11 protein-coding genes are annotated in these 23295 nt (G+C 43.8%); 9 read left to right on the top strand and 2 right to left on the bottom strand.

Annotation, left to right across the window (positions count from 1 at the left end):
- Window positions 1–5: 5 nt before the first annotated feature.
- Window positions 6–3173, bottom strand: a complete 3168-nt coding sequence (locus DEO27_RS15375; RefSeq protein ID WP_112573886.1) for a SusC/RagA family TonB-linked outer membrane protein — start codon at window positions 3171–3173, stop codon at window positions 6–8.
- An 863-nt stretch (window positions 3174–4036) separates the two neighbouring features.
- On the bottom strand, window positions 4037–5929 hold the full coding sequence (locus DEO27_RS15370) for a 7TM diverse intracellular signaling domain-containing protein (protein WP_223817954.1): 1893 nt from the start codon (window positions 5927–5929) through the stop codon (window positions 4037–4039).
- Between the two features lie 406 nt (window positions 5930–6335).
- Here DEO27_RS15370 and DEO27_RS15365 point away from each other — a divergent pair, with 406 nt between their 5' ends.
- The 9 genes from DEO27_RS15365 (at window position 6336) to rhaM (ending at window position 23198) form a co-directional block, all read left to right on the top strand.
- Entirely contained in the window at window positions 6336–10355 is a 4020-nt protein-coding gene (locus DEO27_RS15365; RefSeq protein ID WP_190295102.1) for a hybrid sensor histidine kinase/response regulator transcription factor, read from the top strand.
- A gap of 376 nt (window positions 10356–10731) precedes the next feature.
- Window positions 10732–13752, top strand: coding sequence for a SusC/RagA family TonB-linked outer membrane protein (locus tag DEO27_RS15360; protein ID WP_112573884.1), 3021 nt, complete (start codon window positions 10732–10734; stop codon window positions 13750–13752).
- Window positions 13753–13771: 19 nt separating this feature from the next.
- Entirely contained in the window at window positions 13772–15394 is a 1623-nt protein-coding gene (locus DEO27_RS15355) for a RagB/SusD family nutrient uptake outer membrane protein (protein WP_112573883.1), read from the top strand.
- Window positions 15395–15449: 55 nt separating this feature from the next.
- Window positions 15450–16769: a BNR repeat-containing protein gene (locus tag DEO27_RS15350; RefSeq protein WP_112573882.1), complete on the top strand. Its 1320-nt coding sequence runs from the start codon at window positions 15450–15452 to the stop codon at window positions 16767–16769.
- A 52-nt stretch (window positions 16770–16821) separates the two neighbouring features.
- Window positions 16822–18057 (top strand): DUF2264 domain-containing protein, encoded by a 1236-nt coding sequence (locus DEO27_RS15345; RefSeq protein ID WP_112573881.1) that lies wholly within the window; start codon window positions 16822–16824, stop codon window positions 18055–18057.
- A 15-nt stretch (window positions 18058–18072) separates the two neighbouring features.
- Window positions 18073–19179 carry a glycoside hydrolase family 43 protein gene (locus DEO27_RS15340; protein WP_112573880.1) on the top strand — a complete coding sequence of 369 codons (1107 nt, stop codon included), beginning with the start codon at window positions 18073–18075 and terminating at the stop codon, window positions 19177–19179.
- A gap of 1 nt (window position 19180) precedes the next feature.
- Window positions 19181–21034, top strand: coding sequence for a glycoside hydrolase family 2 protein (locus DEO27_RS15335; protein WP_223817953.1), 1854 nt, complete (start codon window positions 19181–19183; stop codon window positions 21032–21034).
- 9 nt (window positions 21035–21043) lie between these two features.
- Window positions 21044–22873, top strand: coding sequence for a glycoside hydrolase family 35 protein (locus tag DEO27_RS15330; protein WP_112573878.1), 1830 nt, complete (start codon window positions 21044–21046; stop codon window positions 22871–22873).
- Window positions 22874–22883: 10 nt separating this feature from the next.
- Window positions 22884–23198 (top strand): L-rhamnose mutarotase, encoded by a 315-nt coding sequence (rhaM, locus tag DEO27_RS15325; RefSeq protein ID WP_112573877.1) that lies wholly within the window; start codon window positions 22884–22886, stop codon window positions 23196–23198.
- The last annotated feature ends 97 nt before the right edge of the window (window positions 23199–23295 follow it).

The following is a 23295-nucleotide window of genomic DNA, read 5'->3' as shown; positions in this document are numbered from 1 at the left end:
CTTCTTTAAAAAACTACGTTAAACCCGGCTGATAAATATCTTGGCGTAGGACCGCCGTTTTGCGGATCCCAAAGCGGCCAGCTTGAAAACACAGCAGCATTGCTGGCATTCACGAATAATTTGGCGCTTGAGATACCCAGGCGTTTGATTAGCTGTGGACTGAAAGTATAACCTATAGAGGCCGTTTGCAACCTCACAAATGAAGCTTTGCGCCAAACGTTGATGGTAGTGCCAGATGAACCTGAGTTTAAGCGGGCGTAATCATCAATCTGGTTATCTGGTGTCCAGTAAGGCAACACGTATGAATTCATACGTGCAAAGCCTACGCTGCCCGGATTGTTTAAGGCTTGATTATATTGTTTTAGTGCGCCAATGCTTGATACCAGCAGGAACGATACATCAAAATGTTTGAAGATGTTGAAATCGTTACGTAACGACCAGCTAAAGCTCGGGTTTTGTGAGCCTAAGAATTGTTTGTCATCGTTGGTAAACTTAAAGTCGCCGTTTACATCCTGCAGTTTAAAATCGCCTGGTTTTGCGCCATATTTTGCAGCCTGATCGGCTTCGGTTGTTTTCCAAACGCCCTGGATCTTGTAATCCCAAACGGCGTTGATATCATGACCGATGAACCAGCCGTTACCGATATCATCTTTTTCTACGTTAGTAGTAACGCCGTTGGCATCAGTAACCGGGAATGCGCCATACAGGTGAACAATCTTATTGCGGTTAAGGAAGAAAGTACCGCTGGCATTCCAGTTAAAGTTTTCACTTTTCATGATCTTGCCATCCAATGAAATTTCGAAGCCTTTGTTATTAACCTGGCCGATGTTGGTATACGGGTTTGAGTTGTTAGCACCACCCGGTAAATCACCAGACGAGTTATAACCCTGAACGTCAAGGATACTGCGTTTAACAAGCAGGTCGGTAGTTTTACGGTCGTAAACGTCTATCGAACCGCTAAGCCTGTTGTGCAGTATGGTGAAGTCAAGACCGATGTTTGGTCCTACGGTGCGTTCCCATTTCAGCTGCGCGTTTTGCAGGGTACTTACATAAATACCACTGTTATTGGTAACTGTACCGGAGTTGTTTGCGGTGGGATATTTAATACCGCCTAATACGGCTAATGAGATAGAAGGATCGGCAGTGGTGGTAGATGTACGGTTACCGTTAGCACCATAGCTGAAGCGTAATTTACCATAATCAAGCCATTTAAAGGCATCGCCCTTCATGAAACTTTCATCACTAAATACCCATGCTACTGCTGCTGAGGGGTATACTTCACGTGGGTGTTCTAAACCGAATGCCGAGAAACCGTCACGGCGTACAGTTGCAGTCAGGATATAGCGGCCTAACAGGGTGTAATTGATCCTGCCCATGATAGCGTCGGCGTTATAGATGCGGTCGTCGCTGCTTTCAACAGGTAAGGTCCCTGCACCAATGTTGTGGTAACCCAAAATGTCGGTAGGGGTTAACTGTGTGTTTGAAGCATTGGTATACCAGGTTTGGTATTTTTCTTTGTTAAGCAGGAAGGTTGCATCAAAGCTGTGGATGCCGAACGTTTTATTCCAGCTTAAAATGTTATCGAGGTTGTACCTGTAACGGTTCTCCTGTGTACGGATAGCAGTACCACCCGAAAGCTCATTAGGGTTAGCTACCGGACGGAAGAAGAAGTTCCTGTATGATTCAATAGTTGGTGCATAGTTCACCGTATACTTGATACCAAATGGAAGATCTAAACGGGCAAAAAGTACCGAGAACAGGGTGTTTTGCACAGCCACGTTTTGATTGTAGCGATTGCCCAGGAAAGGGTTACGCTGGTTCAAACCACTGTCATCAGTATCAATACGACGCAAAGAGCCATCAGCATTGTACATATCGCCATAAGGTGATGAGTTGATGATCTGCGTCCAGTCGGCTTCAGTGGCGTCTATGGCTTGTCCGCTAAGTGGCGTGCTGGCTGCGCCTTCATCGCGGCTTGCGAATTGGGCGTTTACACCAAGCGTCAAAAATTTGGCGGCTTTACCTTCCAGGTTTACACGGAAACGGCCATCGGTATACTGTCCGCCCTGTATCAGGTTTTGGTTTTTGGTATAGTTGCCCGATACGTAGTACTTAACTGTTTCTGAACTACCGGAGAAGCTACCGGTATAATCCTGGCGGAAACCATTGCGGAATATCAGTTTTGACCAATCTGTCATTTTACCGGCCTGGTAATTGGCAATTTCATTAGGGAATAAACCTAAACGTTGCAGCCAGATGGTAGTTGGGTCGCCTGTAGCACCGTTAAGGAATTGGGCAAGCGTTACACCATCCGGCAGCTTGTTAGGATTGCTATAATAGTAATAGGGGTTTGAAGTGTTAGAACTGCGGGCCCCATCGGCACGCCAGTTCAGGAAGCCGTCGCCGGTGTAGTATTTTTGATTTTGCAATAGTTGCGCAATACCGAAGTTGGCATTTAAGGTGATTTGCGTGCCGCCTTTTTTACCTTTTTTTGTAGTAATAGCTACAACGCCACCGGCCGATTGCGCACCGTATACGGCAAGCGCGCTTGGGTCGCGGAGTACGTCAACGCGGTCGATATCATTAGGGTTGATATCAGCCAGCTGACCAGGATAAATAACACCATCCAATACGATAACAGGCTGAACGTTGCCCGAAAGGGAAGCTTTACCCCTGATCTGCAGATCGCCTGTACCGCCGCCTTTGGCCGAGGTATTCAGTGCAACCGAAATGCCTGGGATATTGCCCCTGATAATGTCAGTAGCGCTGGCTGGGTGTTCGTTCTCCAGTTTCTCGGCCTTAACACTGCTGATGGCTCCGGTAACGTCTTTAACGGCCCGTGTACCGTAACCTATCACCACAACCTCTTCCAATTGTTTGTTGGCATCGGCCAGTGTTACATCAATTGTTGTGCGGCCTTTAATTTGTTGTTCCTGTGTGGCCGAACCCACGAAGCTAAACACCAGCGTCGCGTTGCTGTTTGCGGTAATTGAATAGCCACCTTTTACATCCGTAACTGTTACGGCACCTGTTGATTTGTTTTTTACAGTGGCGCCAGGTATTGGCAGACCCTGGCTGTCTTTAACAATACCTTTCACGGTAACGTCCTGTGCAAACGTCCGTGTTAGTATTGTAATAAGTAAAACAAAAATTAGCGTAATTTTTTTCTTCATAATTTATTGCTGTTTAGTTGGTTAAGCAGCCATAGCTGCCAGAATGAGCTAAAGGAAAACCTGGTTTACACAATAGCGATGCAGGTAAATGCCGTAGCGCGATCTTTACTTCATATAGGTGATTTGTTGGTTAAGCGTATTACTAATTGGTAATTGGTGGGGTAAATTTAAAGTGGAATAAACCAATAATGCAACAGGGTGAACTTATGTAAGTTATTGATTTTAAGATAATTAAATCAATTTTGATACGTTTTGATAACGAAGAACTCAAACGTTGAAGTGGCGTATTTACAGCGGGTTACACCTGCTTCGGTTTTGTAGCTGATACGCTTTGTGAACAAGAAAAAAAAATGAAAATATTTTAAAAAATGACAAATGAAGGGAGTGGTAGACGGTTGTAATCTGCTTTTTTATGCCGGAAATGGGGTTTTGGTAGGGAAGAGGGTATTGCGATTATCTCGTTTTGGTATCGCGATTCATTGCTTTAGAAAGTAAAAGCGAGAGGTTACTGCTGTCCGTAGACTCTGTCTACGGATGCACTATGACTGTAGTTTGCAACTACAGTCATGAATGCGTGAATTTCTGACAATACCTGATCCTGTAGTCAGAGACTACAGGCATAAAGAGTCCGTAGACAGAGTCTACGGACAGCGAAGAACGCAAGCAACGGTAAACAAATATGTCATTGCGAGGAGGAACGACGAAGCAATCTCGTAGCTCTACAAGGCGAACATGCATTGGCTACGAGATTGCCACGCTGCGCTCGCAATGACATAGTTTTATAAAGCTGCCCATAGATTCTGTGTCGTTGTCCGAAGTAAGACTCTACGGACAGCGAATTTCCACAGATGAAGTACAACCTATTACATCACCAACATCGTCCAACCTTGCTGGTCATTCTTCTTTCGTGATTTTTTCTTTTCCTGTAGTACCTTTTTTATGCGGATGGCGTAAGTCCAGCAGGTACTTTGACGGATATCAAGCTTTTCGGATAGTTGGTGCGATGAGATGGTGCCGTTGGTGCTGTAAATGAGATAGGTAAGATAAAAGGCCTTATTAATAGGGATCCTGCTGTTTTGAAATATGGTATTATGTAAGGCCGATTCTTCATAGCTGCACTTGGTACACCGGCGACTGTGCGGCAGTCTTCCCGCGCAATAGGTAGTGTTTGAGCAACGGGTACAAACAAAACCATCTTTCCATTTTAAAGCAGACAGGAATTTAAAACAGGTTTCCTGATCGGGGTATTTGGCGCTAAATTCTTCATAGTCCAGTTCGGTGGATAAAGCCCGCGATTCGGTAACCTTTTCAATGTTTGTTTTAAGCTGAACGTTGTCCTTTTCAAGCAAAACATTCATGCGCAATATTTCGCCTGCTTGTTTTTCCAGTTGCAGGTTAGCCTCCAGCAATTCCTTGTTCTGGTTTTCGATGATCAGGCTTTGCTGCCTTACCTCGTCTGATTTTGCAACCAGTTCATGTGTGCGGGCCCGTACCTGTCGCTCCAGTTCTTCGTTAATCGAATCCTGTAACTGGCTGTTCAGGTGCATTTGTCTTATGGTTTCTTCATGGGCGGCATCCTTTTCTTTCCGGAGAATACGTACCTGATCGCCAATGGCAAATGACAACAGCACCATCTCAATAATAAAACAGAAACTGAGACTATAATAGCTTATCGGGGCGGGTAAAAAGTAGGCATACCCCAGCGCGCTAAGGGCTTTAACAATAAAGCCTATAAATAATACCAGATAGGCCAGCACAAAAAAGCGAGCCGGCTTGTAACCGTTTTTGTAGATATAAACGCCGGTAGCAAAGGCCAGCGACAACGGGATCACCTCAACAAACTTGTATACAAACAATGATTTGTTGAAAAACAGGCAATACAAAAAGTAAACAGAGCGCAGCAGGATTACATAATTGATGGCCCTATTAAACTGAGGTGCTTTTGCTTTAACTTGTAATAATTCTTTGCTGAATACCAGCGCGCAAATACTGATAAAGTATAGGGAAATACCATTACCATAATGATTTAGGCCCGGTGTTTCGGGCCATAAATATTGGAAGGCAATGCCATCGGCACTCATTTCGTACAGGCCTACACTTAAAATGTAAAATACGTAGTATAGATATTGTCTCTTCTTTACCGCCAGGAACATAAGCAGGTTATGGAAACAGAAAATAAGGATCATCCCATAAAACAGCCCATAGGTTAAATACTCATTAAGCGCGTAATGAATAAAGTAATTGATGGTACGGTAAACTATGATAACATTTACCGCGTTATGCGATTTTACCCTGAAATAATAGGTATGGTAACCGGGCTGCGTATCGCCAATCAAAAACTCGAAGTTTTTATGGTGAAAGAGCCTGCTACTGAAATCAAGGTTTGCCCCGGATTCACTTTTAGTATAGCTGCCTGATTTATCGGGCATGTAAGCGGTTACTTCGTCGGTTGTTTGATCAAACAGCTCAATAATGCTGTTACCGCTTATAGGTTCGGTAAAGTACATACGCACCCGGAACCAGTAGGTTGAATTTTTATGGTGATTGCTGGGATAATAGGAGCTGTTTTCGGTAAAAGATGAGCCCATTTCCTGGATATCCTGGAAGCTTAGCTTTCCTGAGCTATCCTGAAGGTATTTTACCTCGTTAAGGGTAAACTTATGTTGCTGAACATTTTTGTCAATCCTGAGTATGTTTTGCGCATGCAGGTTAAGCGCCCACAGGCACAAATAAAAAACGAATAAATACTTAGTCAACTTTGGTAAACGTTTAATCAAAAGCTTTTAATAAATAGTATGGCGCCGTTAAATACACAGATGTTAAATGTATAATTTAAAGCCTCCGCTGCCTTTTAAGGGCGGGTCATGGTACAATAGATGTTTATTAAGAACCGGTTTATAATATGCCCAAATATAATTATTTGTTAATTATATGTCGTTATTGAATGGGTATTTTCTCCGCACATTTTGATGAGGTGTCGAACCACGATTTTGTTTTTATGCTTTTGTTATATTGTATCCTCTGCAGCGTTCAAACAGGATAAAATTCGCTAATTAAAGCAAGCCGCATTTTGATATCTTTGGAGGTAACCAGTTATTGATTTTGCGGCGAATGTTTCAGCGATTAAAGGCCTTTTTGCTTATTTGTTTTTTATGCTCTTCTTTGGTAGCCTTAGCAAAAGGTCCTGGTTTTCCGGTTAGATATTTAGGTATTGAAGATGGTCTTTCGAATAACGCGGTAACTTGTATAACGCAGGATCAATATGGTTTTATGTGGATGGGCACCTATGATGGCCTTAACCGCTATGATGGCTACTCATTTAAAGTTTTCAGGAATATCTGGGACGATAAAAATTCGCTGGTTAACAATCACATTAAATCCATTAATGCCTGCGGTGCACGAATATACGTGGGCACAGAAAAAGGCCTGATGTATTTTGATTATGCCGATTCGCGCTTTCATCCCATGTATTGTTACAATGAAAAGCATGAACCGGTAAAAATTGGGTTTAACATCAATGAAATAGTAGCAGACAGACAGGGGAATATCTTTGTAACTAATGGTACTTACGGCTTTCTGAAATTTGGGAAAACTGACACCATCGGAAAAGAGATCCTGTACGATGTTAATAAACAGCGGTTTAATACGCTCGCTGCCCGGATGGATAAACAGGGCACCATTTGGGTGCTGGTGAGTGGTGCAGGGCTGGGTAAATATGACGTAGCAACTGAAAGAATAAAAATAGTAGCGCCTGAACTTGCTAACTCGGGTTGCATGACCATTGACGGAAAAGGTAAAGTAATAGCAGGCTGGGGTAATGAGCTGTATATGTTCGATCCTGCAACGCTGAAAACTACCAAACTTGATATAGGACTTAATAAATTAACTAATAACAATATCTTCAGCCTCGCCACAACAAAAAATGGCGATATCTGGGTTACCACAAACGGCGGTGGCATCAAAGTATGGGATCCGGCCAAAAATCAGATCACCTATATTACGGCGGGTGAAACGCCCAATAGCTTGCGCAGCGGTGCTGTAGATGCTGTTTATGAAGATGATGAATCCCGCATCTGGATAGCCACGTTGCGGGGCGGGGTAAACATTATCGACCGCAAACCAACATCATTCCATTTGTTTGCGCATGATGTGTTTAATAAAAACAGCGTCATCAATAACTTCATTTTATCCTTTTGTGAAGATAAACAGCATAATGTATGGGTTGGTACCGATGGTGGTGGCTTAAATTATTGGGATACTAAAACGAACACGTTTACGGCCTACGAGCATCAAAACGGTAGCGGAAGCATCAGCAGTAATTTTGTGGTTAGTATATTAAATGATTATACCAACAAAATATGGGTAGCAACCTTTAACGGTGGTATTGATGCTTTTGATAATGCTACAAAGCGGTTTAAGCATTACAGTTGCTACAACCCAATAGAAAAAAAGGAAGAGCGGAATTTCTGGAAATTGTACCAGGACTCGCAGCACCGTCTCTGGGCAGGCAGTACCTGGGGTGGGGCTTTGTTTTTGTATAACCGGGCTAAAGATCAGTTTGAACTTTTTGATAACAGTTTGGTAAATATTCACGCGCTTTTTGAAGATCATGCCGGTAACTTATGGGCCGGAAATTATACCAGTCTTATTAAAATTGATGTTGAGCATAAAAAGCACCAGGTTTATTTTATAGGTCAGGCTATAAGGGCCATTACCGAAGATACTAAGTATAACTTTTGGGTAGGTACCGAAGGCGGCGGGTTACTTCAGTATGATACTAATGCCCATCAGTATAAACGATACACAGAATCGGCAGGCCTACCGAGCAATACGGTACTGAATATACTGGTAGATAACAGCGGCAACTTATGGTGCAGTACCTACAACGGGCTTTCCAATTTTAATGTCACTACTAAAAAGATCACCAATTACAATGCTTCTGACGGCTTGCAAAGCAACCAGTTCAATTACAATGCGGCCCTTAAATTGTCATCAGGTAAAATGCTTTTTGGCGGTATAAAAGGGTTTAACCTTTTTTCGCCGGATAGCATTGCTCCCTACGCGCACCAGCCGCGCCTGATGCTGTCAGATTTTAAAATAAACAATGTATCCATTGAGCAGGATTGTGCGTACGCACAAAAGCAGCCACTAAATGAGCTTAAAAAAATAACCATCCCCTTTAGTGAGGCTACCTTGAATATCAGCTATACGGCGCTTGAATACTCATTTCCTGATAAAATATCATATGCCTATTACCTGGAAGGCTGGGATCATGGGTGGAACTATGTAGGTAAATTAAAGTCGGCGTATTTTTCACGACTTAATGAAGGTACGTACACCCTCCGGATTAAGGCCACCAATACAGAGGGACGCTGGGCTGCACCACCTATCGCCATAAAAATCATCGTATTACCGCCATGGTACCGTACGTGGTGGGCTTATATCATTTATGGAACCGTCGCGTTTGCTATAGGCTATATTTTTTATAACTACAGGGTAAACCAGGCAAGGCTCAGGTTTAAAGTGAAACTGGCAAACCTGCAGGTTGAAAAGGAAAAAGAGCTTAATGAAAAGAAACTGACCTTCTTCACCAATGTATCGCATGAGTTCCGGACGCCGCTAACGCTCATCATTAACCCGATAAAAGACCTGCTGAATCAAAGTAAAGGCAATACGGAGGAGTTAAGCACTATTTACCGTAACGCACGCCGCCTGCTTGGTTTGGTTGATCATTTATTGCTGTTCAGAAAAACAGAAAGCGAAAATGCATCACTGAAAGTGAGTAAGCTGAATTTTGCGAGCCTTTGCAATGAAGTTTATTCCTGCTTTATTCAACAAGCTAAAATCAAGCATATAAGCTATTGCATTGAAGGAGCCGGGGAAAGTATAGAAGTATACGGCGACCTGGAGAAAATAGAGATAGCCCTGTTTAATCTCATTTCAAACGCTATAAAGTTTACTCCCGACAATGGCGCCATTCGTATCATCATTGAGCAGGATGATAACAAAGTATACTTCAAGATAATTGATAATGGCATAGGTATAAACGCCGAAGTAGGTGACAGGTTATTTGATAAGTTTTATCAGGCCAAGGACAAAAACTACTTCCGGAAAGGGTTTGGTATAGGCTTATACCTGGTTAAGGTTTTTATTGAGAGCCATAAAGGCAATATCAGTTACTCCAATAACCCTGATGGCGGCACTACCTTTGTACTTGAACTGCCAAAAGGTAAAGTTCATTTTACAGACGATATCATTGTGGATGATGTTGTGCCTGATTATACTTACGTAAACGAGCTTATCGACGGAGATAATAAGGAGATTATAGAAGAAGAGGAGGAGCTAAGCGTCTTAGAGCTGTTCAGTTCGGCCAGGCATACGCTTATCGTGATTGACGATAATGACCAGATCCGTGCATACATCAAAAAGATCTTCACGCCGGGGTATAATGTAATTGAAGCTCAAAATGGCAGCATCGGCCTCGAACTGATCAAGAAACACATGCCCGATGTGGTTGTAAGCGATATTGTGATGGATGGCTTGAGCGGCCTTGATCTTTGCCGGATCATAAAGGAGGATCAGGCTATAAGTCATATTCCTGTTATCCTGCTAACCGGCGATACAACGCCCGATATCATGCTGAAAAGCATGGAAGAAGGTGCTATTGACTTTCTGCGTAAGCCTTTTGACAAGGAGTTACTTATCGCAAGGGTAAAAAGCGTATTGCGCAATAAGATTGAACTCCAAAATTATTTCTACAAAGAGGTTACCAAAAAAAGCACCGGCCGTAGCATCTCACAGGAAAACAAGGACTTCCTGAATAACTGTATTTCGGTAATAGAACATTATTTTACCGATGATAAATTTGACGTGTATGTGCTGGCCAAAGAGATAGGCATCAGCTATCCAACCTTATTTAAACGCCTGAAAAGCATCACCGGCCAATCTGTAAATAATTTTGTCCGCTTTGTGCGCCTGCGTAAAGCAGCTGAATTGCTCATCCAAACCAATTGCAACGTTAATGAGGCCGCGTTCCAGGTGGGCTTTAGCGATGTAAAATACTTCCGCGAGCAGTTCTTCAAACAATACGGATCTAACCCTTCCGATTTCATCAAAAAACACCGCGCCAGTTTTCAAATCTCCTACCGGATGAACGAGTTTGAAAAAAGCTCATCTAAATAATCGCTTCTTTATTTAAGCTGTATGCTTATTGCCATCAAAATCACCTGAAATAAAATAAAGGTTATTTTAACACTTATTTTATCGTGTTTTCTACAAATTCTCTCAAAAAAGGGCATTTTTATATATTTTGACCCCGTCAATTTATAGTTTTACCCCTCTCTCGCAATCCCAAATTCCGCTTATTTCGTCTTAACCAACAGGCAATAATCAGCACTGATATTTTATTGCCTGCAAATTATAAACAATAACCAATGCTATGAAAATTTTAAAAACGCACAATGGGATGGCTCCTGCTGTGGTATTAAACCGCCCGGGATAAGTCTGGATTATGATTAAAAAAACACATGATAAATGAACCCAATAAACCAATTAAATTATGAAATATAGATTTACTCTCTTAAACAGTTTTTCCGTATTGCTTGCCATAATAATGCTGATGGGCATTACCCTACCGGCCAATGCGCAAACAAAAATTAATGTAAAAGGCGTTGTAAAAGACGCTACCGGCAACGTACTGCCGGGTGCAACAGTAAACATTCAGGGAACAAGCCAGTCAACCACAACAGATGTTAACGGTGCCTTTAAAATTGAAGTTGCCGAAGGATCTACATTGAAGATCTCTTTTGTGAGCATGGTTGCCAAAACCATCGTAGTTACTAAAAATACCACTTCGCTGAGCATAGTACTTGAAGACAGCAACAAACAACTTAACGAGGTAGTGGTAGTAGGTTACGGTACGCAAAAAAGGTCGGATGTTACCGGATCGGTGGTATCTGTACCTAAAGCCAGGTTATCGCAATTACCGGTAACCAACGTGTTGCAGGCCTTAGAGGGTGCTGTGGCCGGTGTAAATATCACAACTTCGTCGTCTGTGCCAGGCGCTCAGCCTTTAGCAGGGATTAGGGGCCAAAACTCAATTAACGCCGGTACCGGCCCGTATGTGGTTGTTGACGGTATCCCGCTTAGCAAAAGCGGTGGCTCGTTAAATGATATCAACCCTAATGATATCGCTTCAATGGAGGTGCTTAAAGATGCCTCGGCTGTTGCCATTTACGGTACAAACGGCTCAAATGGTGTAATCCTTATCACCACCAAACGAGGTAACACAGGTAAACCGGTTATCCGTTATAATGCTTATGCGGGTGTTGAAAATATAGCGCATATGCTTGAGCCCCGTGACCCTGCATCATATATTCAGAAATATGCTGATTATATGTCACAAACCGGGCAAAAACAAACAAGCCCTGTGCCAAACTATACCGAACTACCAAATTATACCGCAGGTAAAACTATCGACTGGATAAAGCAAGTTACCCAAACAGGTGTTATGCAGGATCATAACCTGAATGTATCTGGTGGTAGCGCTGATACCAAATACTATGTATCCGGCGATTATCTTAAACAAAAAGGCGTACTAAAAGGCTACCAATATAACAGGGTAAGCATCCGTTCAAACCTGGACATTAATGTAACCAACTTTTTAACAGTGGGCATGTCATCTTACTTCGCCAACAATAACTATGACGGAGGCCGTGCTAACCTCTTAAACGCTACCGCGATGAGCCCTTACGGTAATGAATATAATGCCGATGGTACTTATACCATTTATCCAATGGCGCCTGAGCAATTATATGTTAACCCCTTACTGGGCCTAACTACCGATCAGGTAAACCGCAGCGTAAACCTTAACGGAAACGGCTACGCCGAAGTGAAATTTGGTGGTGTTTTAAAAGGTTTAAAATATCGTTTAAATGCAGGCTACACCTACCTGCCAACAAGGGTTGATAGCTACAGCGGCCGTTTGGCCAATACTCCACTGGGTTCGGCCAGTGCTTCAAGCTCTGAAACTAACACTTACACTATTGAAAACCTGTTGTACTACAACCGTGATTTTGGCAAGCACCACTTAGATTTCACCGGCTTGTACAGTGCGCAACGCCGCAGGTATTTTACGTCAACTGCTGCTGCTACAGGTTTTGTTAACGATGAGCTTTCATTCAATAACCTGGGTGCTGGTGCCACACAAACCGCATCGTCATACTCAGACAGGTACGCGTTAAACTCGCAAATGGGCCGTGTTAATTACTCATATGCAGGTAAATACCTTGTTACTGTTACCGCCCGCCGCGACGGTTCATCGGTGTTTGGTGCAAATACCACCAAGTACGGCGTATTCCCTTCGGCTGCATTAGGCTGGAATATCGATCAGGAAAGCTTCCTGAAAAACTCAAGGATCGTTAACAGCTTAAAACTTCGCGGCTCTTACGGTAAAACCGGTAACGAAGCTATCAGCGTTTATCAAACCATTACAACCGACGGAACAGTACGTTCACCATTTAATGGTGTTAGCACCATAGGCGTACAAGCCAGTAACTTAGGTAATGCTAACCTGCATTGGGAAACTACCACCGGCGCCAACGTTGGTGTTGATTTTTCTTTGTTAGGCAGCCGTATCAATGGTTCGGTTGATGCTTATAATACGCGTACGTCGGGCTTGTTGTTAAAAAGGAGCCTCCCGCTTGTAACGGGTTATTCAAACGTTTGGGATAACATTGGTAAAGTAGCCAACAAAGGTTTGGAGATCAACTTGAATACCCGCAATATTGATGGTAAAAACTTCCGCTGGGAATCAAATATCGTTTACGCGCTTAACCGTAATAAAATTGTTAGTCTTTACGGCGATGGCAAGGACGATCTGGGTAACCGCTGGTTCATTGGCAAACCCATCGGCGTAATTTATGATTACAAAATGACCGGTGTTTGGCAAACAGGCGAAGATCCGTCTAAACAAGATCCGGGCGCTAAACCTGGTGATCTTAAATTCGCCGACATTAATGGCGATGGCAAAATTACCGCTGATGGCGACCGTGTGATACAAGGTCAAACTTCACCAAAATGGACAGGTGGTATTACCAATACATTCCATTACAAACAATTTAACCTGAGCGTATTTATACAAACAGCGCAGGGAATGATGCGTAACAATACTGACTTAAACTATGCTGATGAGTCGGGCAGAAGAAATACCCCTGCCGAAATCGGTTACTGGACACCAACTAACAACAATAATTCATTCCAATCATTGGCTTATACCAATACCCGTGGTTACGGATATCCAAGGGATGCAAGCTATACCCGTATCAAAGATGTAACCCTGAGCTATGTAGTAGGGCAAAATATACTTGATAAACTGCATTTGAACGGACTTACATTTTATGTGAGCGGCCGTAACCTGCACACCTTTACCAAATGGATTGGATGGGACCCTGAACAGACTTCTTATACCAGGGGTACCTCAAATTCAGGGTTAAATCAGTCTGCATTTGCATCTGATTGGACTAACAACTATCCAGTAACGCGCACTTTTGTTTTTGGCGCTAATATTTCATTAAAATAAACTGATAAAACATAAACACATGAAAAAGTATTCAATCATATTGGTTTCCATATCAGTGCTTATTACCGCGTTTGCATCCTGCAAAAAGTCATATCTGGACGAAAAGCCATATTCATCATATACTCCGCTAACCCTTAATGATTCGTTGGGTTTTGAGGCTGCGGCCGTAGGTCTTTATAACTATGAAAGCACCATTTTAACATATTCAAGTGCACAGGGCTGGCCAAGTGTTTGGCAGGTAGGTACCGATGTGGCTAACGCTACTGCCAACCAGCAAGGTATTGAAGTGCCTTATTACAACTATGCCCAGCTTACCTCAACAGATGGTGCTGCGTCATACATCTGGGGTAAATATTATTCACTCATCAATAATGCTAACATCATTATTGCTTCTGTTGAAGACCCTTCAAACACCAAGCTTGGTGCCAAGGGCAAAAGTGCTATTGATGCCGAGGCCAAGTTTTTCAGGGCATATGCTTATAACAACCTGGTAACCTTGTTTGGCAAGGTTCCGTTGGTTACAGCACCGCTCACAGCACCAAAAACTAATTTTACACGTGCATCTATTGATGATGTAAATAGCCTGATCGTAAGCGATCTTACCTATGCAAATACCAACCTTTCTGATCTGAACGCGGGAACTTCAAAGTTAAATGCGCAAGGCAAACCAGTTGGGCGTGCCAATAAGTATATGTCTATGCAGCTTTTGGCCGAGGTATACTTACGTATGGGTAAAAATGACCTTGCCGAGCAACAGGCGCAGGCTGTTATTACCAGCGGTAAATTCAGTTTAATCAAAGCTCGCTATGGTGTAAGGGCAGGTGGCACCGGCGACTACTATTCAGATATGTTTGTTTACGGTAATGAGAGACGTGCACAAGGCAACTCCGAAGCCATCTGGGTATTGGAACAGGAAAACCCAAGCTCGGTAGTTGGTGGTAATACCGATAATGCCCAGCAACGCAGGGTGTGGGGTGCTGCTTACTATAACATTGCAGGCATGACAATTTGCGATTCGTTAGGTGGCCGTGGTATTGCCAGGCTTAGGTTAAGCAACTGGGTTTTGTATGGCTTATATCCAAATGGCGATATGCGTAACTCGCAATACAGTATCAAAAGACGTTACTACTATAATGATCCAACAAACGCCAAATATGGCCAAATGGTTCCGTTTACTGGTCCGGACACTTTATATAAGATCTGTCCAAGTACTACTAAATGGGGCGCTTTTGATCCTAACGACACATTTGGCTATGCTATGATCAAGGATTTTATGATGATGCGTTTAGGCGAAACTTACCTGCTGCTTGCCGAAGCGCAGGTTAAACAAGGCAAAACTGCCGACGCCGCTACCTCGATCAATGTATTAAGGACAAGGGCTAATGCACCACAAGTAACTGCAGATCAGATGACGCTTAATTTTGTGTTAGATGAGCGTGCAAGGGAGCTTATCGGTGAGGAAAACCGCCGTCAAACCCTGATGCGTACAGGTACATTGGTTGAGCGCTCATTGCGCCTTAACTCTGGCGATGCACAACATCCTACAACTGGTTTGGCCGATAAAAATATGTTGCTGCCTATTCCGCTATCGGAAATACAGCTAAATAAAGATGCCGTACTGGAGCAAAATCCGGGTTATTAATTAAAACACAAATAAAAAGTAAGGGCAGTAGTTATTGCCCTTACTTTTACTATTTATGAAGCCATACCTTTTTAAATCGCTGCTTTTTATCTGTATCCTGTTTGGAGGTACTGTCATGGTATCTGCTCAAACAGAAAAGGTTACTGCTACTACCATCGGCCCGGCATGGGCAAATAACTCGGTTAATACGGTTGTATTCCGCAAAAACTCGCTTGTTACTTTTAAGGGCGAACAATATGCCGCTTATTATAACAACGACCAGGTATTGGTATTAGTTAAAAGAAAAAGCAGTTCGGCTAACTGGCAAACTGTTACAACGCAATATAAAGCTGATGCTGCCGATGCCCATAAGGATATCAGTATTATGGTAGATGGCGCTGGCTATTTGCATGTGGCCTGGGGGCATCATAATCAGGCTTTGAATTATGCTAAAAGCATTAAGCCCGGCAGCCTTATTTTAACGGCAAAACAAAACATGACAGGCATTGCCGAAAACAAGGTGAGTTATCCCGAGTTTTACCGTTTACCTAATGGCGATCTGTTGTTTGTTTATCGCGATGGCGGTTCGGGGAATGGTAACCTTGTGATGAACAGGTATAACGTAGCATCAAAAAAGTGGGTTAACTTACAGCAAAACCTTATTGACGGCGAAGGTAAACGCAATGCCTACTGGCAAATGTGTATCGATAAAAAAGGAACTATCCATATTTCTTGGGTGTGGCGCGAAACACCGGATGTGGCAAGCAATCATGATATGTCTTACGCCCGTTCAAACGATGGCGGCTTAACCTGGGAGAAATCTACCGGCGAAAAATATACATTGCCAATTAATGCGGCCAATGCAGAATATGCCTGCAGAATACCACAGCACAGCGAGCTCATCAATCAAACATCTATGTTTGCCAATGATCAGGGTAACCCTTTCATTGCTACTTACTGGCGCGATAGCAGTACTGCGATACCTCAGTACCATATGGTTTATAAAACCGGCGATAGCTGGCAATCGGCAAGCCTTGGTTTCAGGAAAACGGCATTCAGTCTTGGCGGTACAGGCACCAAACGGATCCCGATATCGCGCCCGCAAATTATTGCCTGGGATAAAGGAGGGAAGCAATCTGCAGCCATTATCTTCAGGGATACCGAACGTGGCGATAAAGTTTCTGTAGCTGTAAACACCGATTTGCAAAGTGGAAACTGGCAGGTTAGTGATTTGGGTTCTGAATCGGTAGGGGAGTGGGAACCCACTTACGACACCGAACTATGGAAAGATAAGAAAGTGCTGAGTCTGTTTGTGCAAAAGGTGACCCAGGTTGATGGTGAAGGGAAAGCCAGCATACCGCCCGCTAATGTGCAGGTATTGGAATGGAGGCCTTAAAGATTAATTACTAAGCTCAATATTGATAAAACGCAACTGAAAAATAGCCCGGATGAAAAAGCTCATAATTTACTTCTTATTACTAAGCATCCCGTTTTGTGCATCGGCTCAAAGCAATAAAAAAACCTCTCAGATATCTGACAGAAAATTGTGGCTAAGCTACATGGATAAGGTAGCCCGCCCGGTGATCAGCAACCTTGCTGCCGATCAGCTTAAGGAAAAAATGCCTATGCGATTATCCGATAAGATCGACAATAAAGAAAGTCGGGCAAAAGTGGGGTATCTGGAAGCTTTTGGTCGCACATTAAGCGGAATAGCACCCTGGTTACAGTTAGAAGGTGGGGATGCTGCTGAAGTGAAACTTCGTGAACAGTACAGGGAGTGGTCGTTAAAGGCAATCGCGAATGCGGTTAACCCGCAGGCAAAGGATTACCTGGAATGGAAGGGCGGACAGCCATTGGTGGATGCTTCATTTGTAGCTTTTGCATTGGTAAGGAGCCCCTGGTTGTGGGAGCATCTTGATGAAACTACCAAAAAACAGGTGGTTGATGTAATGAAAACTACCCGTGAAACTGTACCGGTTTACTCTAACTGGATCTTGTTTTCGGGGATGATAGAAGCATTTTTTTGTAAGTATGATTTGGGATACGATCCGGTGAGGGTTGAATTTGGCATTCGCGAATTTACCGAGCATTGGTATGTTGGCGATGGCATGTATTCGGATGGGATGAGCTTTCATCTTGATTACTATAACAGCATTGTGATCCATCCAAACCTGAGCACCATACTGGAAGAAGTTAACGCTAAAAAGAAAAATTATACACGTGAATTGCAGCGCGAGTTAGCCGTAGGCCAGCGTTATGCCGAAGTACTCGAGCGCCTTATTAATGCTGATGGCAGTTACCCGGCAATTGGCCGCTCAATTGTTTACCGTGGCGGCGCTTTTCATCACTTAGCCAATATCGCCTACAAAAAACAATTGCCTGAAAATCTGAAACCTGCACAGGTAAGGTGCGCGTTGACAGCCATGATCAAAAAAACATTAGGCGCGCCTCAAACTTTTACTGCCGATGGCTGGCTTAATATGGGTTTATATGGCAAACAGCCCGGTCTGGCCGATTTTTATATCACAACTGGCAGCCTGTATTTCTGCGCTAACGCTTTTGTGCCATTAGGCTTGCCCGAAACCGATCCGTTCTGGGCTGATGCAGATGAACCATGGACAGCCGTGAAAATTTGGAGCGGGCAGGATGCACCTGCCGATCATGCACTTGATATCAGAAAATAACATAAACATCTTTATATGAAATACTATCGCTTTTTATTGCCGGCTTTTTTGCTGCTAAGCATCATCGGCCGCGCACAAACCAAACTGAGCAGTTTTAGTCCAGGAGCTATCTGGCCCGATGATAAAGGGGTGCACATTAACGCGCATGGTGGCGGCATACTGTATAATAATGGGGTTTATTATTGGTTTGGCGAACACAAGATTGCAGGCGACGCCGGCAACCGCGCAATGGTTGGGGTTCATTGCTACTCGTCAAAAGATTTGTACAACTGGAAGGATGAAGGGATTTCCCTGAGTGTTTCACCAGATACCACTAATGATATTGCCAAAGGCTGCATTTTGGAACGGCCTAAAGTTGTTTATAATAAAAAAACTAAGAAGTATGTAATGTGGTTCCACCTGGAGCTGTTAGGTAAGGGCTACAGCGCTGCCCGTGCGGGAGTTGCCATAAGCGATAAGGTGACCGGCCCTTATAAATTCATTAAAAGCTATCGCCCAAATCCTGGGCAGATGCCGTTTTACCCGGCGCTTACTCCTGAAGCCGATAAAGTGAACTGTGTTAATCCGGCTAATAAAAGCGATGGCTTTTTTTGCCGCGATTTGCCGGGCGGCCAAATGGCCAGGGATATGACCGTTTTTGTTGATGATGATGGCAAAGCTTACCATGTGTTCTCGTCCGAAGAAAACTTTACGCTTGACCTTGCCGAGTTAACACCTGATTATACTGGTCACAACGGTAAGTTTATCCGCATATACATTGGTCACCAAACCGAAGCGCCTGCCTTATTTAAGCGCAACGGAATTTATTACATGATTGGTTCTGGTTGTACCGGATGGGCGCCTAATGCTGCCCGCTGGTTCAGTGCTAAATCAATCTGGGGGCCATGGACTTACCACGGAAACCCATGCCAGGGTCCGGATAGTCAAATTACTTATGGTGGTCAAAGCACCCATGTGCTGCCTGTGGCGGGTAAAAAAGATGCTTTCATATTTATAGCCGATAAATGGACACCTAAAGATGCTATTGACGGCCGTTACCTGTGGCTGCCGATCAACTTTAAGGGCAACGATATTGAAATAAACTGGACAGACAACTGGAACCTGGATGTATTTAAGAAATAACATGCGAAATTTCATAAGCTTATGCTGCCTGCTGTTCATTGCCGGTAAGGTAGCCGCACAGGACAGCCTGATCACCAATATTCAAAGTCGTAAATCGCTTGATTTGAATGGTAAGTGGCAATATATTGTTGACCCGTACGAAACGGGGTTTTATGATTACCGTTACAAGGAGCTTAACGAGAAGAACGGCGATGCTTACTGGAATAGCGGCATCCCAGCCAATAAATCCGAGAAAAAGGAGCACGGTTATATTGACAAGTATAGTATTGATGTGCCCGGTGACTGGAACCATCAAAAGCCCGAGTTTACTTATTACGAGGGCACCATCTGGTATAAAAAATCATTTGACTATGCTAAGCCGGCAAATGAATGTAAACAGTACATCTATTTCGGAGCTGTAAATTATCGTGCGGATGTGTACCTGAACGGTAAAAAACTGGGGATGCATAAAGGAGGTTTTACGCCATTTAACTTCGAAGTTCCGGCCGGATTGCTTAAGGACAAGGATAATTTATTGGTGGTTAAGGTTGATAATAAACGCTACGCCGACGAAGTGCCTACCCTTAATACCGATTGGTGGAATTACGGGGGCATTACCCGCGATGTAAAGCTGGTTGAAGTGCCGGCAACTTATATCCGCGATTTTGTGATCCAGCTTAAAAAGCCTGTTAATGGTCAGGCAATTGGTAAACAGCCAGAAGTTAGCGGATGGGTTAAATTAAACGATATCCCGGCATCTGCTCAAAATATCACTGTTCAAATACCCGAGCTTAAGTTTAGTAAACAGTTTGCTGCTACAGGCGCACTTACCCAGTTGAGCTTTAAATTACCCAAGGTTCAGTTATGGTCGCCGGAAACACCTAAGCTGTATAAGGTTATTGTAAGCACCAGTTCCGATAAAACAGAAGATAAGATCGGCTTCCGCACTATTGAGGCTCGTGGGCCGCAGCTGTTGTTAAACGGTAAGCCTGTGTTTTTGCGGGGGATCTGTATCCACGGAGAAATACCGCAGGAAGTAAGGAGAGCTTACAGCCAGCAGGATGCCGAACAACTGCTAAACCAAGCGCATGAACTGGGCTGCAATATGGTTAGGCTGGCACATTATCCGCACGATGAAAAAATAACCCGCCTGGCCGACTCGCTGGGTATTATGGTTTGGTCGGAGATCCCGGTTTACTGGACTATTGACTTTGGCAACGCCCCGGTACTTGAAAAGGCAAAGGCGCAGCTAAATGAAATGATCACCCGCGATCATAACCGCGCCAGTATCATTATCTGGTCGGTAGGGAACGAAACGCCTGTTAGCCCAACGCGCACCAATTTTATGCATAACTTGATTATCAGGGCCAAGCAACTGGATGATACGCGCCTGGTATCGGCAGCGCTTGAAGTAAACTACAGTTCGGGTAAGGATGTGAATGTGGTAGATGATCCGCTGGGTGAGTTTGTTGACCTTGTTGCCTTTAACGAATACCTTGGCTGGTATGGCGGCTCGCCTGATAAATGCCGTACTACCAACTGGAGCACACCGTATAATAAACCGCTGTTTATCAGCGAAACCGGAGCAGAGGCTAAAACCGGTTTTCATGCCGATTCATTGACCCGCTTTAGCGAGGAGTACCAGGAATGGTATTTTAAAGAACAGGTGGCCATGTTTAAACGGATGCCTGCAAATTTTGTAGGCTTATCGCCATGGGTAATGGCCGATTTCCGGTCGCCAAAACGTAATAACCCGCTTTACCAGGAAGGCTGGAACCGTAAAGGGTTATATGATGATAAAGGCAATAAAAAGAAAGCATTTTATATTCTTCAAAACTATTACAAACAAAAAAGCGCGGAAGCGCTGAACCGATAGCCAACCGCGATGAAAAAAACTATTTTATCATTTTTAACACTTTTTTTGAGCCTGGGCATAACCGGTTTTTGCCAGGCACCTAAACATACATTCGCGCTTGGCGATGAGGCTTTTCTGCTGGACGGGAAACCATTCCAGATGATCTCGGGCGAAATGCATTATCCCCGTGTACCACGCGAGGCCTGGCGCGCACGCATGAAAATGGCTAAGGCCATGGGCTTAAATACCATCGGCACTTACGTGTTCTGGAACCTGCACGAGCCGCAAAAAGGGAAGTTTGACTTTACCGGTAATAATGATGTGGCCGAATTTGTGCGCATAGCCCAACAGGAAGGCCTGTGGGTAATACTTCGCCCAAGCCCGTATGTATGTGCAGAGTGGGAGTTTGGGGGATATCCTTACTGGCTGCAAAACGAAAAAGGCCTTGAGGTGCGTAGCAAGGAAGCGCAATATCTTAAGGAGTATCAAAGCTATATTAAAGAGGTTGGCAAGCAATTGGCCCCGCTGCAGATAAATCATGGCGGTAACATTCTGATGGTGCAAATCGAAAATGAGTACGGCTCTTATGGCAGCGATAAGGAATACCTCGCTATCAACCAAAAGTTCTTTAAAGAAGCTGGTTTTGACGGGCTGCTGTACACTTGCGATCCTGCCCCGGATTTGGTAAACGGGCATTTGCCGGGATTACTGCCTGCCGTTAACGGTCTGGACGATCCTGCTAAAGTGAAAAAGATCATTAATGAAAATCATAATGGTAAAGGGCCATATTATATAGCAGAGTGGTATCCGGCCTGGTTTGATTGGTGGGGAACTGCTCATCATACCGTTCCTGCCGAGCGCTATGCGGGCCGGCTTGATTCTGTACTGGCTGCGGGTATCTCCATCAACATGTATATGTTTCACGGAGGCACAACCCGCGCGTTTATGAATGGAGCCAATTTTAAGGATACTTCACCATATGAACCGCAGACAAGCAGTTATGATTATGATGCCCCGTTGGATGAGGCCGGGAACGCCACGCCAAAATTCACGCGGTTTAGGCAGGCAATTCAAAAGCATTTACCTGCTGGCACGCAACTGCCTGAGGTCCCTGCGGCTAAACCGACCATCGTAATACCTGCCTTTAAATTAACGCAATCGGTGAGTTTATTAAATACGTTACCTGTGGCTAAAGAAAATATTAGTCCCCTCACTTTTGAAGATCTGCACCAGGACTACGGTTTTGTGCTGTACCGGACTGTTTTAAACGGAAACAAGAGTGGGCAACTTAAGTTTAAAGAGCTTAGGGACTATGCGGTGATTATGATAAACGGTAAAAATGTAGGTACGCTCGACCGCAGGCTTAACCAGGATAGCCTGTACTTAAAATTACCTGCCGGCAAAGTAACGCTTGATGTTTTGGTAGAAAACCTGGGCCGTATCAATTTTGGCAAGTATCTTTTGCAGAATAAAAAAGGGATCACAGAAAAAGCGCTTTTAAATGGAACCGAATTGCAGCATTGGAAAATGTACTCATTGCCGTTTCATGATCTAAGCGCGGTTAAATTTTCCGCAGCGAAGCAAAATGCGCAATCGCCCGTGATCAGAAAAGGCGGATTTACGCTGGATAAAGTAGGCGATACTTATCTTGATATGAGCAATTGGGGTAAGGGTGTGGTATGGGTAAACGGTCATAATTTGGGCCGGTACTGGGGTATTGGTCCGCAGCAAACCTTATACCTGCCGGTTGAGTGGTTAAAGAAAGGTTATAATAATGTTGAGGTACTTGAGTTGTTAAAACCCGAAGTAAATCAGTTATCAGGATTAGATAAACCGATATTAGATAAATTAAACCCATAATATCATTACCATGGCGAGAGTAGCGTTCAAAATGAAACTTCACGAAGGTAAAGCGGCTGAATACAGGGCCCGGCACGATGCCATCTGGCCCGAGTTAAGCAGCTTGCTTAAGGATGTTGGCATCAGTAACTATTCTATTTTTTTAGATGAGGATACGCACCTGCTTTTTGGGGTGATGGACGTTGAAGATGAGCAAGCCCTTGGCCATTTACCGGATAGTCCGATCATGAAAAAGTGGTGGTTATACATGGCCGATATTATGGATACCAATCCTGACCATTCGCCGGTAAGCACCCCTTTAAAAGAGGTGTTTTTTCTCTTGTAATGTTGCTGCCGGAATAATTATCATTCAAATACTTCAAAAGCAAAAAAGGCGTCATTGCGAGGCACGAAGAAATCCCAAACTATACAGAGTCGCTCTG

Source organism: Mucilaginibacter rubeus (genome assembly GCF_003286415.2).
In the GTDB taxonomy this organism is placed as follows: Bacteria; Bacteroidota; Bacteroidia; order Sphingobacteriales; family Sphingobacteriaceae; genus Mucilaginibacter; species Mucilaginibacter rubeus_A.
This window is presented reverse-complemented; position numbering and strand designations above follow the sequence as displayed.